The following is a 15,036-nucleotide window of genomic DNA, read 5'->3' as shown; positions in this document are numbered from 1 at the left end:
ACCCCCGGGGACTGGTTGGAAGAAGGTTACCTGGTGAAACCGATTACCAGGCCTGCCGGTTCCCGTAGCTGTCCCGCCAGGTGGTCATCGCGGAGATCTCCGTGCGCAGGCGATGCGTGGCCTGCTCGAGCTGGAGAGTGTCGATGGAGCGCGAGGTCTGGAGGAGGGAACGGCGCAGGTCGGCCGAGAGCTCGTCGAGGGCATGTGCCTGCGCAGCGAGGTCCGCGGTCCATTCCTGCTTCAGCGCACGGTTGGGCTCGCGGTCCGCGGCCCGCAGGAGGTGGTCCAGCGATGCCGCTGCCTGATCGATCTCCGCGGCGGCGCGCGGGAGGTCACCGACGGGACGGCCCTGTGCCGTCGCCTCGGCCAGGGCCAGATGCGTAGCACGGGAGGAGCGCTTGAGCTCGCCGATCAGCCGGGCAGGCTCCCGGGTGAGCCGGTCCGGCGCGTAGGCGCGTGCGGCGAGGAGACCCCGGTCCTTCGTGCGCTCGATGATCCTCGACCGCTTGACCTTGCGGACGACCAGCCAGCCGGCCACGCCCGTGCCCGCGCCGAGCGCGGTGAGCACGCCGGCGCCGATCGCAAGGGCCTCGACGAAAACTTCAAACATGGGACATCTCCGGGGTGGATTCCATCTGACCAGTCTGCCCGCGTCCCCTGACAAATTCCACCAGGGACCGACGTCGTGCGGACCTAGCGCGCCGTCCGGACTGCGTCCGGTCGCCACACGACGAGTGCCTGGCTGCGCGCGCGGGGACGCTGTCCGCGGGCCAGCGTGACCACGTCACCGGCGAGCCCGGCGGCGAAGATCCTGCTGGATTCGGCCTGGACCCGGCGCGCGGCCAGTTCGGAGGACAGTTCGGTGACGCGCGACTGCAGCGCCGACACCTGGTTCTCGAGTTCGAGGATGCGACGGATGCCCTCGAGCGACACCCCTTCCTGCGACAGCCTCTGGATCTCGCGCAGCGTGCTGACGTCCTTCTGGGAGTAGCGCCGGGCGCGGCCCGGTGCCCGGCTGGGCGTCACCAAGCCCAGCCGGTCGTACTGCCGGAGCGTCTGCGGGTGCATGTCGGCGAGCTCGGCGGCCACGGAGATGACGTAGATGGGCACTGTGTGGTCCATTGCATGCCTCCTTCCGCTGCCGGTGCTCCCGGCGGTTGCTCAAATGTACTGTTACAGCCGCGCCTTCGCAGCGAGGCCCGCACGCGGATCGGCGTCCTTCGTCGCGTCCCGGAACGCCTCGACGGCGGCTTCGGCTTCCTTCGACAGGTTCTGCGGGACGACGACGTCGACGGTCACCAGGAGATCACCCGTCGCCTTCGCGGTCTTGACGCCCCGGCCCTTGAGCCGGAGGGTCCTTCCGGACGGTGTTCCGGCGGGGATCCTCATCTTCACCAGCTCACCGGTGAGGGTCGGCACGTCGATCTGCGCGCCGAGCGCCGCCTCGGGAAAGCTGACGGGCACGTGCACGCGGATGTTGTCGCCGTCGCGCGTGAAGAGCGGGTGGTCCTTCACGTTGACAGTGACCATGAGGTCGCCCGGTCCGGCCTGGCCGGGCTGTCCCTTCCCCTTGACGCGCACTTTCTGCCCGTCCCGGATGCCGGCAGGGATGCGCACGTCGATCTGCTCGCCCGAGGGCTCGCGGAGACCGATCGTGGTCCCGTTGATGGACCCGGCGAACGAGATGGACGTGCTGGCGGTGCGGTCGGCGCCCTTCTGCGGACGCGTCGACTGGAATCCGCCGGGGAAGCCACTGCCACCCATGCCCCCGCCGCCGAACAGGTCGGCGAATTCGGGAGGCAGGTTGCCGTTCGAGAAGCCGGTGCGCTGGCGCGTGCCCGTGGTCTGACCGAACAGGTTGCCGAAGATGTCCTCGAATCCGGCGCTGCCGCCGGCGCCACCACCTGCGCCGCCCGCGGAGAACCGTGCACCGCCGCCCATCGCGCGGATGGCGTCGTACTGCTGGCGCTGCTCGGCGTCGGACAGGACGGAATAGGCCTCCGATACGTCCTTGAACGTCTTCTCGGAGGCTGCGTCACCCTGGTTCTGGTCAGGGTGGTACTTGCGTGCGAGCTTCCGGTACGACTTCTTGATGTCTGCGTCGGACGCATCTTTGGAGACACCCAGGATCTTGTAGAAATCCTTCTCGACCCAATCCTGACTAGCCAATTGGCGTCTCCTTTCGTAGGTACTGCTGAAGATGTAGGGGCCGGACGGGTCCGGCCGTACCCCGAGTGCCCGGCCTTTTCCTCTCAACCGGTCAGTTCGGGGAAGACGGGTGGGGCTGTCTTCTGTAGGGCCTTTAATATTCCGGAGCGAGCTCTGCGAGCGCAGGAATTTCGTTGGCCCGGGAAGACTGCCCCACCCGGCGTTCCAGTTACTCCGGAACCGCCACGATGACCTGCGCGGCCCGGAGGACGCGCTCACCCTTGCGGTAGCCGGCGCGGAGGATCTGGCTGACGCTGTCGGCCTGGACGTCCGCGCTCGGCTGCTGCATGAGCGCTTCGTGGACGTTCGGGTCGAACGCGACGCCGACCTCGTCGATGCGGGTGAGCTCGTACGCCTTGAGGACGTTCTCGAGCTTGCCCGCGATCGCCGCGAACGGACCCTCTGCCAGATCGCCGTGCTGGCGTGCGGCGTCGATGTCGTCGAGGACGGGCATCAGCGAGTTGATGACGCCGATGACGGCCTGGTCCCGCGCGACATCGCGGTCACGCTCGACGCGCCGCCGGTAGTTGACGTACTCGGCCTGCAGGCGGAGCAGGTCGTTGCGGAGTTCCGCGACGACGTCCACCGCCGGGTCGGTCCCGCCGTCGGCGCCGGCCTCGTTCAGGATGGCCTCGGCCTGAGCCAGGGCATCCCCCTCGGAGGCACCACCGGCGGGCGCGGCCTGCCCTCCGGCCGCGGATTCCTCCGCGGCCGGAGCGCCGGCGTCGTTCTGCTGCCCACGGACTTCGCCCGTCTCGGGGTCGATCTTCCGGTCGTCGGACGAGCTCACCGGCTCTGACTGGTGCTCTTCTTCATTTCCGTGGTGCGGCATGGCTACTTCTTCTCGCTGGCGTCTTCGTCAACGACCTCGGCGTCGACGATGTCCTCGTCGCTGGCTGCGGAGGTTGACTGGTCATCGGCTGGGGCGCTGCCGGCGGAGCCGGCGTCCTGCTGCGCCGAGGCGTAGATCGCTTCGCCGAGCTTCGACTGGGAAGCCTGCAGCTTCTCGAAGGCCGACTTCACCTCGTCGTCGTTGTCCTGCGACTCGAGCGCCTTCTTCAGTGCGTCGACGTCGGCCTGCACATCGGTCCGGACGTCCTCGGGCAGCTTGTCCGAGTTGTCCGCGATCAGCTTGTCCACCGAGTATGCGAGCTGCTCGGCACCGTTGCGGGTGTCAGCGGCCTCGCGGCGCTTCTTGTCCTCGGCTGCGTGCTCCTCGGCCTCGCGCACCATGCGGTCGATGTCCTCCTTGGAGAGGGACGAACCACCGGTGATGGTCATCGACTGCTCGGTGCCCGTGCCCTTGTCCTTGGCGGACACGTGCACGATGCCGTTGGCGTCGATGTCGAAGGTGACCTCGACCTGCGGGACGCCACGGGGAGCCGGTGCGATACCGGTCAGCTCGAAGGTGCCCAGCGGCTTGTTGTCCCGGGTGAACTCGCGCTCGCCCTGGAAGACCTGGATCGCCACGGACGGCTGGTTGTCGTCGGCCGTGGTGAAGGTCTCGCTGCGCTTGGTGGGGATGGCCGTGTTGCGCTCGATGAGCTTGGTCATCATGCCGCCCTTGGTCTCGATGCCGAGGGACAGCGGGGTGACGTCGATCAGGAGGACGTCCTTGCGCTCGCCCTTCAGGACACCGGCCTGCAGGGCGGCGCCGACGGCGACGACCTCATCGGGGTTGACGCCCTTGTTGGGCTCCTTGCCGCCTGCGAGCTCCCTCACGAGTTCGACGACAGCGGGCATGCGGGTCGAGCCGCCGACCAGGACGATGTGGTCGATGTCGGCCACCTTGATGCCGGCCTCGGCGATGACGTCGTGGAACGGCTTCTTGGTGCGGTCCAGCAGGTCCTTGGTGAGGTCCTGGAACTTCGCGCGGGACAGGTGCTCGTCGAGGTGGACGGGACCGTCCGCCGTGACGGAGAGGTACTGCAGCGAGATGTTGGTGGACGTCGCCGAGGACAGTTCCTTCTTGGCCTGCTCGGCAGCTTCCTTCAGGCGCTGGAGGGCGATCTTGTCCTTGGACAGGTCGGCGCCCTTGGCCTTGGCCTGCGAGAGCAGGTAGTCGACGACGCGCTGGTCCCAGTCGTCGCCGCCGAGGCGGTTGTCACCGGCGGTCGAACGGACCTGGATGGTGGAGAAGGCGTCCTCGTCCTTGCCGACTTCGAGGAGCGAGACGTCGAACGTTCCGCCGCCGAGGTCGAACACGAGGATCAGCTCGTCTTCCTTGCCCTTGTCGAGGCCGTAGGCGAGAGCTGCCGCGGTGGGCTCGTTGACGATACGCAGGACCTTCAGGCCTGCGACCTCACCGGCCTCCTTGGTGGCCTGGCGCTCGGCGTCGTTGAAGTACGCGGGGACGGTGATCACGGCGTCGGTGACCTTCTCGCCGAGGTAGCTCTCGGCGTCCGTCTTGAGCTTCTGGAGGATACGCGCGGAGATCTCCTGCGGCGTGTACTTCTTGTCGTCGATGGCGACGGTCCAGTCGGTGCCCATGTGGCGCTTGACCGACGAGATGGTGCGGTCGATGTTGTTGACGGCCTGGCGCTTGGCGATCTCGCCGACCAGGACCTCACCGGACTTGGAGAAAGCGACGATCGACGGCGTGGTGCGTGCTCCCTCTGCGTTCGCGATGACGGTGGGTTCTCCACCTTCGAGAACCGAGACGACCGAGTTGGTGGTTCCGAGGTCAATGCCTACTGCACGTGACATGCAATTTCCTTTCGACTGCCCGGGATTTGCGAGGCGCTCATCCGCCGGGCGCGTAGATTGAGCGTTCTGCACTCAAGTATAGACGCGGGGCGTCGCAGGTCAAAATGAAGTTGAGTCTGACAGACTCAACTTCTCCTGCTCAGGCTGCCGGCACTGCGGTGATGAGCCCCTCGCGGAAGGCGTCGACGAAGAGGGCGTGGTCCTGGCGCACAGTGTCGGCGTAGGTCTCGCCGAAGTCGGTGATGTCCTCGATGAACTCGTCGCGCGCAGGGTCGACGGCGGCCAGGATGGCCGTCTCGGTGCGGAACGGCACCAGGTCGTGGTCGCTGTCCTCGTCCGTCGAGCAGTGGATCTTCGCCGTCGCCTTGCCGAGGGCTTCGAGCACGGGCTTCATCTGCTCGGGCTCGGTGAGGTCGTCCCAGGACAGGTCCCGCTTGTACGGCGAGAGTTCGGAGACCACGAACGAGACGCCCCCGATGCTCGTGTAGCCGAGGAACGGATCGGTGTGCGGCTGCAGCGACCTCTGGCTGATGACGGCGCGGTGGCCGTCATCCGTGAAATAGCTGTGGACCCGATCGTCGTCGACGATCCGGCTCGGCGCAGCGATGTTCGACTGCTTCATCGTCAGGATGATGTCGTTCTCCTGCGCCTCGTCGAACCCCTCGATCAGCACGTTGTAGGTCGGCAGCCCGGCGCTGCCGATCCCGAAGCCCTTCTTGCCGACGATGCCCTTGACCCGGTAGAACACGCGACGGCGCGCTCGCCCGCTGTCGGGGATGGTGTCGAGGTAGCGGTCGAACGCGTCCGCCACCTCGGCGTGCTCCTCGTCATCGAGGATCCGGATGGAGCCGTCGTCGCGGAACTGGCGCTCGTAGCCCTCGATCGTGGTCAGCGAGTCGAGCAGGCCCGTCCGCCGCGCCGCACGGGCCTCCTGCAGCACGCTGTGGATGGTGCCCTCGGTGTTGTCCAGCCGGAAGGCGAAGGCCGACTGCTCGTCCTCCACGTAGTCCTCGACGGCACCGAGGTATGCATCGAGGTAGGTCCGCGCGAGATCGCGCACCGTCCGGGTCGGCAGGGCCTTCTGCCAGCACAGGAGGGTCAGCGAGGCGACGAAACGGCGCAGGTCCCAGGAGAAGTGGCCTACGTAGGCCTCGTCGAAGTCGTTGACGTCGAACGTCAGCCGCCCCTCGTTGCTCATGTAGGTGCCGAAGTTCTCGGCGTGCAGGTCGCCGTGGATCCAGACCCGTCCCGTGCGCTCGTCCGCCCACCGGTCGTGGAGTTCCCCCATGTCGGTGTAGAACAGCGACGCGCTGCCGCGGTAGAAGGCGTAGGGGTCCGCCGCCATCTTGCGGAAACGGGCACGGAAGGCGAGCGGATCTGCCCCCATCAGGTCCTGGTGGGCCTCGACGAGGGTGCTGACGATGTGCTGCTGACGCGGATCTGTGGCGGTCATCCGCCCACGGTACGCGCAGCCGCAGAATAGCTGCACCCCTGCACCCTTATCTGCGCCAGCCATCTGCGGCCGGCGGCGCGCGCACGAAGCGGACCGGTGGCATACTTCCGGCATGGACCTTGAACAGTGGTGGACGGCCGTGACGCCTCGGACGCGGGACTGGCTCATCGAGAACAACGGCAGCGCCCTGACGCCGGAGGTAGCGGCCGACATCAGCCGCGCCGGCGGCCTGATCGCGTCCGACTCGTGGTGGATGGGCGAACGCGGGACTGATGGCATCTTCCTCTCCGATGCGGCGATCGACTGGATCGAGGAACGGGCGAACGACGAGCAGTAGTCCTAGGTGGACGGGCCGAGGGACGGCTGCCGGCTGCCCTCCCGGTGCTGATCCGCTTGCCGGGCCGCCGCATTGGTCGGGGCGAAAGCGAGGATCAGCAGCGCTCCGCCGATGATGCCCAGGCCGATCCATCCTGCGGCGGCGAGCCGTTCCCCGACGACGACGACGGCGAGGATCGCCGCGATCGCCGGTTCCGTGAGGGTCACAGTGGTGGCGGTACTCGCGGAGATGCGGGTGAGGCCGAACCCGAACAGCAGGTAGCCGAGGAACATCGGCACCAGCGCCATGTACGTGGCTACCAGGAACGCCTCCGTGGTGGCGATGAGCGGGGCGCCGGTGATGAGGAGGACCGGCATCAGCAGAAGGCCTCCCCCGCCGAAGACGGCACCCATCGAGGCGGCCCGGCTGATCCGGCGGGTCATGAGGCGATGGACCACCCACGAGTAGGTGGCGTAGGTGCCGCCTGCCACCAGGCCCAGTCCCGTGCCGATGACGGTCCCCGCGGCGTCCCCGGCCGGGCCCTGCATCTTCGACAGGCACAGCAGTGCGCTGCCCAGGACGCCGAGTCCCGCGGCCAGCATCCACCACCGGCTCAGCGGGTGACGGTCGATGAGCCGCTCGAGGACTCCGGAGGCCAGTGGCGCGGAGGCCAGGGACACCACCGAGCCGACGGCGACGCCGGCGTAGTGCATGGAGCTGTAGAACGCGAGGGGATAGATCCCCACCGCCACCGCGCCCAGGAGGACTGCCGGCAGGTTCGCGCGCAGCGCCGGAAGGGCAGCTCTCAGCGCCGGGAGGGCGATGAGGGCCTGCAACAGGCCGCCGATGCCCAGGGCGGCCGCCCCGATCGCCAGGGGGCCGGCACCCGGGGCGAAGGTTGCAGCTGTTCCCGTCGTCCCCCAGAGCAGGGACGTGGCACTGATCGCGCCGAGGCCGACGAGGCGGTTCCGGTTCACAGGGAATCGACCAGTCCGCGGGCGATGGTCCTGGCACGCTCAAGGCGGTCCGGCCGGCCTTCGAGGCCTGCCCGGCTCATCGCTCCCTCGAGCAGGAACGTCAGGTGCTCAGCGGTGTTCCGCGCCACCGGCGGAGGCACGATGCCGGTGAGGTGTCCGGCAAGGATGGCCTCCACCTGTTCCTTGTGCCTGCGCACCGCCTCACGGCCCGGGGAGCCGACCGGGAGTTCGGCGGCCGCATTGAGGAGGCCGCACCCCCGGAAGCCGCGCAGGTAGGCGGCCGACGCGTGATCGATGTAGGCGTCGAACACGGCCATCACCCCGTCCATGGGGCCGGCGGCGTTCCCGGACCGGCGACGGTACAGCTCCAGCCACTCCTCGTGACGGGCGTCGATGTACGCGAGCACCAGGTCCTCCTTCGAGGCGAAGTTGTTGTACAGGCTCATCTTCGCCACCCCTGCTTCCGCAGTGATCGCGTCGATACCCGTTGCCGTCATGCCATCGGCATAGAACAACCTCGACGCCGCACCGAGCAGGCGCTCCCGCGCCGATCCCTTGGTCCCCTGCATTCCGCATCCCCTTCGCTCTAGGTAGATCAGTCTACCTAGAGTGAAGGGGATACGGGCGGGATCAGCGGCCTCCGGGTCCCTGCGACTGGGTGTACTCGCCCGCGGTGACGGTTCCGAGTTCGTCGGCTCCGTCCAGGGTGCCCTCGGTGATGCCCTCCGTCGCCGTGGTGGTGCCACCGGTGTAGACGGTGTAGGTCTCCCCGTCCGTGATCGACGCCGAGGAGAAGATCAGCGATGCAGTGTCCTTGGTGGTGACGAAGGAGCCCACGACGGTGCCGTCCGCCGAGGCGATCTGGACGGCCGTACCCGCGGGGACCGACGAGGCGAAGGTGAGCTGCACACCCGACTGCGTCGACGACGAACCCGGCGTCACGGCCATGCCGGCACTGCCTGCCGCGGCGACGGTTCCGCCGTCGACGGTCAGTTCGCCGTTCACGTCGAGTGCGCCGTTGCCGTCGCCGGTCGGTCCGTTCACGACGACGGTGCCTCCCGTGATGCTGGCATCGCCATTGGAGTCGAGGCCGTCGCCCTCGGAGTTGATGGTCAGGGTTCCACCGGTCACGCTGACCGTGTAGTCGCCCACCTCCATGCCGCCGCCGCCCATTCCGCCCCCGCCACCGGTGGTGCCGGACGATCCGCCCGCCGCGTTCACGCCGTCGTCGCTGGAGGTCACTCCGACGGTGCCGCCGTTGACCGCGATGTGCTGCGCTTCCATCCCTTCGACGGATTCGGTGACATTCACCGTTCCCGCATCGACGGTGAGGATGGTGGCGGCCTTGACGCCGTCGTCGCCCGAGGACACCACGAGCTGCCCGCCGTACACAGTGAACCAGCCGCGGCCGTCCTCGTCCGCGTTGGTGGACTTCACGCCATCGCCGCCGGCCGTGACGTCGTAGGTCCCGCCGAGCAGGGCCACGTAGTCCTTGCCCTCGATGCCGTCGTCCACGGCCTCCACGGTGACGTCGCCGGCCGCCAGCACCAGGCCGTCCTTGGAGACGATGCCGTTGTTGGCATTGCCGTTGACGGTGAGGGCTCCGGAGCCGGCGATGGTGAGGTCAGCCGTCGAGTACAGGGCCGCGTTCGGGGCGTCCGTGCCGGTGTCCGCGTAGCTGTCGGCATCGGTCAGGGTGTTGGTGCTGCCCTCCTCCAGGTACACGAGCGCCTCGTTGGCACTCGTGACCACGAAGGGCGATCCGGTGCTGCTCGCCAGCTCGACGCCGTCGAGGATGACGCGCACCACGTCCTCCTCCCCCGCGGCGACGACGACCTGGCCGTCGGTGAGGCTTCCGGACAGGCGGTAGGTCCCGGCTGCGGTGATGGTGACGGTGTCGCCGTCGACGGTGACGCCGTCCCCCGTCGCGCTGCTCGCACCGTCCGCGAGGGTGACCGGGATTTCTTCTGCCGCATCCCACGTGAGGTCGTCGGCGTCGTAGTGGGTGTCCTCGGTGATGGCATCGGCGGCGACGACGGCGGTCGCGTCCGTCGTATCGCTTGCCGTCTCAGCTGTCGCGTCATCCGCTGCAGGTGCTTCGGCGGTCGCCCCTGCCGTCGCCGGGTCCTGCGTGGTGGTCGTGGAGCCGGCGTTCGGAGTGCCGGTGCCGCAGCCGGCGAGGGACAGTGCGAGCGCGAGTGCGGCGACGGAGGTCTTGAGGGTGGTGCTGGATACGGAACGGCGAACGATAAGCATGGGAAGTCCTTTGGTCAGGGCGGAAGGTCGGAGCGAGCGGGTCAGCGGGACAGGGGGCGGAGCGGGAGGGAGGTGGAGATGGTGCGGTGCCAACGGTTGGCGGGAAGCGCCGGGTCGAGGGCGGCCATGCCGGTGGCGAATTTGGAGATCCGGCTCGGCCGGATACCGGAAGCCCAGAGGTGGCGATCGAGGGCGCTTGCCGCGCTGCCCGATTTCGTCTCGAGGATGACCGCGCCGTCGAGCTCGTGGGGGCGTCCTCCGGGCCTGCGCCAGGTGACACCGAGGTCGATCGTCGCCCGGCTCTCCGATTCCGGCAGGTACAGCGTGATGCGGCGGTAGCGGGTCTCGATTACAGGCTCGAGGACACCGGAGGGCACCGAGCCGATGGAGCAGGCCAGCGTCTCGTTGACGTAGTCGAGGCCCTCGGGGGTGAGGCGGTGGCTGTCGGAGAGCGCGTAGGGGATGCGTTCCTTGACGGTGGCCGCACGGGCGCCCTCGGTCTTCACTTCGAGGAAGCTGGTGCCACTGTCCACGTACGTGCGGGTGCGGATCTTGTACCGGCGGCGCCTGCCATGGGCTGCGAGCAGGTAGCTGTCGAGGTCGGGGGTGTCGAAGTAGACGGAGTCGTAGGTGAAGGAACGGCGTCCGAGCATCTCGAGGACGCGGACCTCGGCGGCGAAGGCGTCGAGAACGCTGCCTGCCAGCCGGGTGCCGACGACGTACTTCCGGTCCACCCTGGTCTGCAGGGCGGCTGCGCCGATGAGCTCGTCGAGGCTGATGGAAGGCCGGGCATCGAGGCCCGCGAAGTCGCCGGCGGTCACGACACCCTCGCCTGTGCGCTTCCTGCCACGCTGTCCTGGTCGTGCCGTGTCGCGGGGGCGGTCGCGGGAACGTGTGCCGGGTCCGCGGCGGGCGTGGGCTCGGGCAGGTCGGTGTAGTAGGTGGTGCCCGCCGAGCCGCTCTCCGGGAGCGCGGCGATCGACGGCGTCACCGGTGTCAGCGGCGTTTGGCGCCCTGCCGGGGCGGACACCACTTCGAAGCGGACCTCGACGATGGTCTTGTCATTCACGAGGTCCAGTTCGGACACCGTGGCGGTATGGATCCGGGCGTTGAGGACCTCCGCCAGGCGCACCTGGAGTAGTGCTTCGTCACCAATGGCCTGGTCCAGCACCACGGTCTGGTGCCGGTACCCGGGCAGCACCCGGGAGGAGTCGCCGATGACCATGACCGCGAGGATCAGGCCCATGAGTGCCAGCGGGAGCCAGAGCGGTTCTGCGCCGAGGCCAGCGATGAGGCCGAGGGCCAGGGCGGAGAAGTAGTAGGCCACCTCGTGCTGGGCGAGCTCGGTGGAGCGGAGACGGATGATCGAGAGCACGCCGAACAGCCCGAGTCCCAGCCCGACGCCGGCCGCCGAGCCCGAGAGGGCCGTCGCCACCGCGAGGACTCCGACATTCATGCCGAGGTAGGAGACCACGAGGTCGCGACGGCGGTGGCGGCGTAGGTACAGGCCGAAGGTGAGGAGGGTGATCGCCAGCAGGTCGGCGGCGATGAGGATCAGGATGTTCATGGGATCTTCTCCAGGATGTGGATGGATGGTCTTCTTCTACGATGCGAGCGCATGCTGTGCCGGGACTGTGCCGGGGCACAGCACGGCATATGAGCACTCAGGACGAGGATCAGGCGACGCGGCGGCCCCGTGGCGCGGCCGGTGGCGGCACTGTTGTGAAGGTCGGCACCGCTTCGGGTGCAGGCACTGCCCGCGGGACAGGCCCGGCTTCCGTTCCGCTGCCCCGAGGGAGCGCGGGCCGGGGGACGCGGAGCGTGGGGGCCGCGCCCCTGCCCGAGAGGAAGCGTTTCTGCACGGTGAAGCTGGTGATGAAGAGAGCGGCTTCGGTGAAGACCTTCGCCGCGACCTCCGGCACCCCCGCGTCGGTGAGCAGGAAGATTCCGGCATAGTTCGCGGCCAGCAGGGCGACGACGAGCGTGAAGTACCGCAGGGCGGCGGCGGACAGGGGCCGGTGCCGGCCCTCGGCAAAGACGAGGCGCCGGTTCGCCAGGAAATTGACCGACGAGCTGAGGACCCTCGCTCCCACGACGGCCAGGAGCAGGGAGTCCGTCAGCAGGCCGAGGACCACGAAGGCTGCCAGGTCGATCCCGAAGGCGGCCAGCGAGGACAGGGAGAACGCGAGCAAAGGGGCGTAGATGCGTGCCGAGTCCACGAGTGGCCGGAAGTGGGAGGAGCTGTTGCCGGTGAGGTAGATGGTCGAGATCGGAATGCTGTCGATCCGGTGGCCCGCCTGGCCGGCCTGCAGCAGCAGGTTCAGTTCGTACTCGTAGCGGTCCCCTCGCACCGACTGCAGCCACGGGAGCATCGCCGCGGGGTACCCGCGGAGCCCCGTCTGCGTGTCCTGCAGCCGGACGCCTGCCGCAAGCCGGAACAGGATACGCGTAAGGGCGTTGCCGAGGCGGCTCCGGACAGGCACGTCGCCGTCGAACGCGCGCTCCCCCAGGACCATCGTGGAGCCGGTCCAACGCGTGGAGCCGCCCGTTCCGCGGAGGCGGGCGGCCACGCGGAGGATGTCCGGCACGGCGTGCTGCCCGTCGCTGTCGGCGCAGACCACGCCCTCCCCCGGGTGGTGGCGCTCCGCATAGCCGAAGCCGGTCTTGAGCGCCTGCCCCTTGCCGCGGTTGTGCGGGTAACCGATCACGGTGGCACCGGCGTGGCGGGCGTCGTCGAACACGGTGCCGAAGCGGGGACCGCTGCCGTCGTCGACCACGAGGACCAGAAGGCGGGGATCCGCGGCGAGCAGGTCGCCGACGAGTTGCGGGAGCTTGCCGTCGGGTTGGTAGCCGGGGATGAGGATGATCACCGGTGCCCCCTACTGGCCGATGTACAGGATGTCGGAGGTGGCGCGTTCCTCGCCCTTGCCGAGCGGGTTGTTCACCAGTTCGCCGTCGAAGTACATGGTGGAGGACCCTCCACCGTCGATGTTGTACGCGGTCGTGGCTCCGAGTCCCTGCATGATCCCGGCGAGCTCGGTCATCGTGACGCCGTCGCTGTAGCCGTCCGAGCGCCCGTCGACGACGACGAACACGAGGTGGTTCTCGTCGATCACGCCGACGGCGGTGCGGGGCTGTTCCCCCTGGATCGAGTGGTTGCCGAAGTTGGTGTCCACCTCGACGTCCTCGATGCCGGCCGCGATCTCGCCGTCATCGAGGAGGGACGGGCCGAAGGACAGCGTGTTCCAGACGCCGTCCGCGAGCAGCTGCTCCGCGGTCGTGGTGGTCTCGTCGTAGACCTGAACGGTGCCGTCCGTGTAGAAGGCGAGGCCCTGCCGTGCGCCCTCGTCCCGGTAGACCACGCCGTTGCGGATGACGATCCCGGTGTCGCGGAAGCCGTAGTAGTCGCCGTTGATGGCGAAGATGGCGTTGTTGGCCTCGGCGATGGCCGAGGTGGTCTCGGTGATGTTCTCGCCGAAGCTGTCGTCCGCGAACGCCGAGCGGAGGGTCGTCGCATCGGTGAGTTCGACGTCGGCCACGTAGTAGGTGACGGTCTCATCACCGGATCCCGTGACGACGGTGGAAATCTGGATGCTGCTGTCCTCCGAGGTGTAGGAGGTGTCGGTCAGGACGGTGTCGGTGTCGGTGTCGGTCTCCGTGTCGGTGTCGGTGGCGCTGGCGGTGGCGGTGTCGGTGGCGCTGTCCGTGGCAGCGGCGGTTTCGCTGTCCGTCGATCCCGCCTGCTCCGCCTCGTAGGCGGAGACGTCCGAGATCTCCACCTTCTCGACGACGAAACGGTCGAGGGCCCAGGCCGTGGTGCCGCCCGCGGCGAGGGTCACGGCGAGGGACGAGGCGAGGATGGTCTTGCGGAGGCGGTTCGGCGTGCGGGGCTTCGAAGAGGTTGGCATACCCCAGTTCTACGAAGCGGCCCTTTGGCTGCAGTGTGCCGTTCTTGTGCCAGGGCTGTGAGCAGCCGGCGGGGTCCTGGAGGACGAGCATCAGCGCCGGGACCGTGCCACTAGGAGCAAGGGGTAGACGTGCTCCCGGAGGTTGCTAAAATCATCGGGCGGGCAGCCGCTCGTCGATAAAGGCAAACCCGGTGTGAGCCGGGGACGCAAAGCCACGGGACCCATGAGGTCAGCCGGGCCGCCGAAGAGAACAGGTCCAGAGAATATGCCTCGGACACGCGAATTCACCAGCGTCGCCTCCACCATGGCCTCAGCAGCCGACTCCCTTGCCCTCGCACAGGCATCGCCGGCCGATCCACCGGGCGCGCTCCAGCACCATCGGGGAGCGTCAGGTCATGAGTAGTTCGAGCGATCGTCGTGCCGCCGTCGTCATCGAGGACGATCTCGACATCCGCAACCTCGTCTCCGCCGTCCTCGAGCAGGGTGGCTTCCAGGTCAGCGGCGCAACCACCGGGCGCGAGGGCGTGGACGTGGTCCGCCAGGAACACCCCGTCGTGGTGACACTGGACATCGGACTGCCCGACATCGACGGGTACGAGGTCCTCCGGCGGATCCGCTCCACCAGCGACTGCTACGTGGTCGTCCTGAGCGGACGCACGGACGAGACGGACATCCTCACGGCCCTCCAGGCGGGCGCCGACGACTACATCCTGAAGCCGTTCCGGCCCCGCGAACTGAGGGCGCGCATCGACGCGATGCTCCGCAGGCCCCGTATCGGCCAGCACGTCCACTCCACGCCTGCGCCGCCGGCTCCCGCCGCCGTCTCCAGCACCTCCTCCGCCGAGGCAGGAGCCGGGACGTCGTCGGACCATCTCCTGCGGAACGGCAGCCTCGTGGTGGACGGCGATGCCCGCACCGCGACCTGTTCGGGCATCGAGCTGCCGCTCACGAAGACGGAGTTCAATCTGCTGCACGAACTGATGCGCAGCAATGGCGCCGTGCGGACCAAGGAGGACCTGGTGCGTGTCTCCCGTGGCCGGGACTACCGCGGGTACAACTTCGTGAGCCGGACCGACGAACGGGCCATCGAGGTGCACATCGCCAACCTCCGCCAGAAGCTGGCCCGCGCCGACGGGAATCCGGAGCTCATCATCACTGTCCGCGGGGTCGGATTCCGGATCCTGCCCGGGCAGGCCCGGTCGCGTTAGCGCC

The 15,036-nt window shown here is 68.4% G+C and carries 15 protein-coding genes and 1 riboswitch; of the genes, 2 read left to right on the top strand and 13 right to left on the bottom strand.

Annotated features, from left to right (window positions below; genetic code table 11):
- Positions 1–43 precede the first annotated feature (43 nt).
- The 6 genes from P5G52_RS05680 to P5G52_RS05655 form a co-directional block, all read right to left on the bottom strand.
- On the bottom strand, positions 44–610 hold the full coding sequence (locus P5G52_RS05680; RefSeq protein WP_301225455.1) for a hypothetical protein: 567 nt from the start codon (positions 608–610) through the stop codon (positions 44–46).
- 83 nt (positions 611–693) lie between these two features.
- The gene (locus P5G52_RS05675) at positions 694–1,122 is read right to left on the bottom strand and encodes a heat shock protein transcriptional repressor HspR (protein ID WP_301225453.1); all 429 of its coding nucleotides are present in this window, start codon (positions 1,120–1,122) and stop codon (positions 694–696) included.
- Between the two features lie 51 nt (positions 1,123–1,173).
- A complete protein-coding gene (locus tag P5G52_RS05670; protein ID WP_301225451.1) occupies positions 1,174–2,169 on the bottom strand; it encodes a DnaJ C-terminal domain-containing protein in 996 nt (331 codons plus the stop codon).
- 208 nt (positions 2,170–2,377) lie between these two features.
- On the bottom strand, positions 2,378–3,040 hold the full coding sequence (locus P5G52_RS05665; protein WP_301225449.1) for a nucleotide exchange factor GrpE: 663 nt from the start codon (positions 3,038–3,040) through the stop codon (positions 2,378–2,380).
- Between the two features lie 2 nt (positions 3,041–3,042).
- Complete coding sequence (gene dnaK, locus P5G52_RS05660) at positions 3,043–4,914, bottom strand: molecular chaperone DnaK (protein ID WP_301225447.1); 1,872 nt, start codon at positions 4,912–4,914, stop codon at positions 3,043–3,045.
- A 139-nt stretch (positions 4,915–5,053) separates the two neighbouring features.
- Positions 5,054–6,367: a DUF2252 domain-containing protein gene (locus P5G52_RS05655; RefSeq protein WP_301225445.1), complete on the bottom strand. Its 1,314-nt coding sequence runs from the start codon at positions 6,365–6,367 to the stop codon at positions 5,054–5,056.
- Between the two features lie 112 nt (positions 6,368–6,479).
- Here P5G52_RS05655 and P5G52_RS05650 point away from each other — a divergent pair, with 112 nt between their 5' ends.
- Positions 6,480–6,704 carry a hypothetical protein gene (locus P5G52_RS05650; protein ID WP_301225443.1) on the top strand — a complete coding sequence of 75 codons (225 nt, stop codon included), beginning with the start codon at positions 6,480–6,482 and terminating at the stop codon, positions 6,702–6,704.
- Positions 6,705–6,706: 2 nt separating this feature from the next.
- Here the strand turns inward: P5G52_RS05650 and P5G52_RS05645 are convergent, their stop codons facing one another.
- The 7 genes from P5G52_RS05645 to P5G52_RS05615 form a co-directional block, all read right to left on the bottom strand.
- Positions 6,707–7,660: a DMT family transporter gene (locus P5G52_RS05645; RefSeq protein ID WP_301225441.1), complete on the bottom strand. Its 954-nt coding sequence runs from the start codon at positions 7,658–7,660 to the stop codon at positions 6,707–6,709.
- Complete coding sequence (locus tag P5G52_RS05640; RefSeq protein WP_301225439.1) at positions 7,657–8,229, bottom strand: TetR/AcrR family transcriptional regulator; 573 nt, start codon at positions 8,227–8,229, stop codon at positions 7,657–7,659. The genes P5G52_RS05645 and P5G52_RS05640 overlap by 4 nt, the downstream gene beginning before the upstream one ends.
- Positions 8,230–8,290: 61 nt before the next feature.
- A complete protein-coding gene (locus P5G52_RS05635; RefSeq protein WP_301225438.1) occupies positions 8,291–9,916 on the bottom strand; it encodes a carbohydrate-binding domain-containing protein in 1,626 nt (541 codons plus the stop codon).
- 41 nt (positions 9,917–9,957) lie between these two features.
- The gene (locus P5G52_RS05630; RefSeq protein WP_301225436.1) at positions 9,958–10,737 is read right to left on the bottom strand and encodes a polyphosphate polymerase domain-containing protein; all 780 of its coding nucleotides are present in this window, start codon (positions 10,735–10,737) and stop codon (positions 9,958–9,960) included.
- Positions 10,734–11,483, bottom strand: coding sequence for a DUF4956 domain-containing protein (locus P5G52_RS05625; RefSeq protein WP_301225435.1), 750 nt, complete (start codon positions 11,481–11,483; stop codon positions 10,734–10,736). Before P5G52_RS05625 ends, P5G52_RS05630 begins: the two co-directional genes overlap by 4 nt.
- 109 nt (positions 11,484–11,592) lie before the next feature.
- Positions 11,593–12,786, bottom strand: a complete 1,194-nt coding sequence (locus P5G52_RS05620) for a bifunctional glycosyltransferase family 2/GtrA family protein (protein WP_301225433.1) — start codon at positions 12,784–12,786, stop codon at positions 11,593–11,595.
- Positions 12,787–12,795: 9 nt separating this feature from the next.
- A complete protein-coding gene (locus tag P5G52_RS05615; protein ID WP_301225431.1) occupies positions 12,796–13,824 on the bottom strand; it encodes a phosphodiester glycosidase family protein in 1,029 nt (342 codons plus the stop codon).
- Between the two features lie 171 nt (positions 13,825–13,995).
- A riboswitch (cyclic di-GMP riboswitch) is annotated at positions 13,996–14,070 on the top strand.
- 149 nt (positions 14,071–14,219) lie between these two features.
- Here P5G52_RS05615 and P5G52_RS05610 point away from each other — a divergent pair.
- Positions 14,220–15,032 carry a response regulator transcription factor gene (locus P5G52_RS05610; RefSeq protein ID WP_301225429.1) on the top strand — a complete coding sequence of 271 codons (813 nt, stop codon included), beginning with the start codon at positions 14,220–14,222 and terminating at the stop codon, positions 15,030–15,032.
- The last annotated feature ends 4 nt before the right edge of the window (positions 15,033–15,036 follow it).

Origin of the sequence: Arthrobacter burdickii, assembly GCF_030433645.1 — a bacterium.
GTDB lineage: Bacteria > Actinomycetota > Actinomycetes > Actinomycetales > Micrococcaceae > Arthrobacter_D > Arthrobacter_D burdickii.
This window is presented reverse-complemented; position numbering and strand designations above follow the sequence as displayed.

What these genes read in the sequence shown, in the direction of transcription:
- P5G52_RS05680 (WP_301225455.1), bottom strand. Translation starts at nt 610, where the DNA reads ATGTTTGAAGTTTTCGTCGAGGCCCTTGCGATCGGCGCCGGCGTGCTC.
- P5G52_RS05675 (WP_301225453.1), bottom strand. Translation starts at nt 1,122, where the DNA reads ATGGACCACACAGTGCCCATCTACGTCATCTCCGTGGCCGCCGAGCTC.
- P5G52_RS05665 (WP_301225449.1), bottom strand. Translation starts at nt 3,040, where the DNA reads ATGCCGCACCACGGAAATGAAGAAGAGCACCAGTCAGAGCCGGTGAGC.
- dnaK (WP_301225447.1), bottom strand. Translation starts at nt 4,914, where the DNA reads ATGTCACGTGCAGTAGGCATTGACCTCGGAACCACCAACTCGGTCGTC.
- P5G52_RS05655 (WP_301225445.1), bottom strand. Translation starts at nt 6,367, where the DNA reads ATGACCGCCACAGATCCGCGTCAGCAGCACATCGTCAGCACCCTCGTC.
- P5G52_RS05650 (WP_301225443.1), top strand. Translation starts at nt 6,480, where the DNA reads ATGGACCTTGAACAGTGGTGGACGGCCGTGACGCCTCGGACGCGGGAC.
- P5G52_RS05640 (WP_301225439.1), bottom strand. Translation starts at nt 8,229, where the DNA reads ATGCAGGGGACCAAGGGATCGGCGCGGGAGCGCCTGCTCGGTGCGGCG.
- P5G52_RS05635 (WP_301225438.1), bottom strand. Translation starts at nt 9,916, where the DNA reads ATGCTTATCGTTCGCCGTTCCGTATCCAGCACCACCCTCAAGACCTCC.
- P5G52_RS05625 (WP_301225435.1), bottom strand. Translation starts at nt 11,483, where the DNA reads ATGAACATCCTGATCCTCATCGCCGCCGACCTGCTGGCGATCACCCTC.
- P5G52_RS05615 (WP_301225431.1), bottom strand. Translation starts at nt 13,824, where the DNA reads ATGCCAACCTCTTCGAAGCCCCGCACGCCGAACCGCCTCCGCAAGACC.
- P5G52_RS05610 (WP_301225429.1), top strand. Translation starts at nt 14,220, where the DNA reads ATGAGTAGTTCGAGCGATCGTCGTGCCGCCGTCGTCATCGAGGACGAT.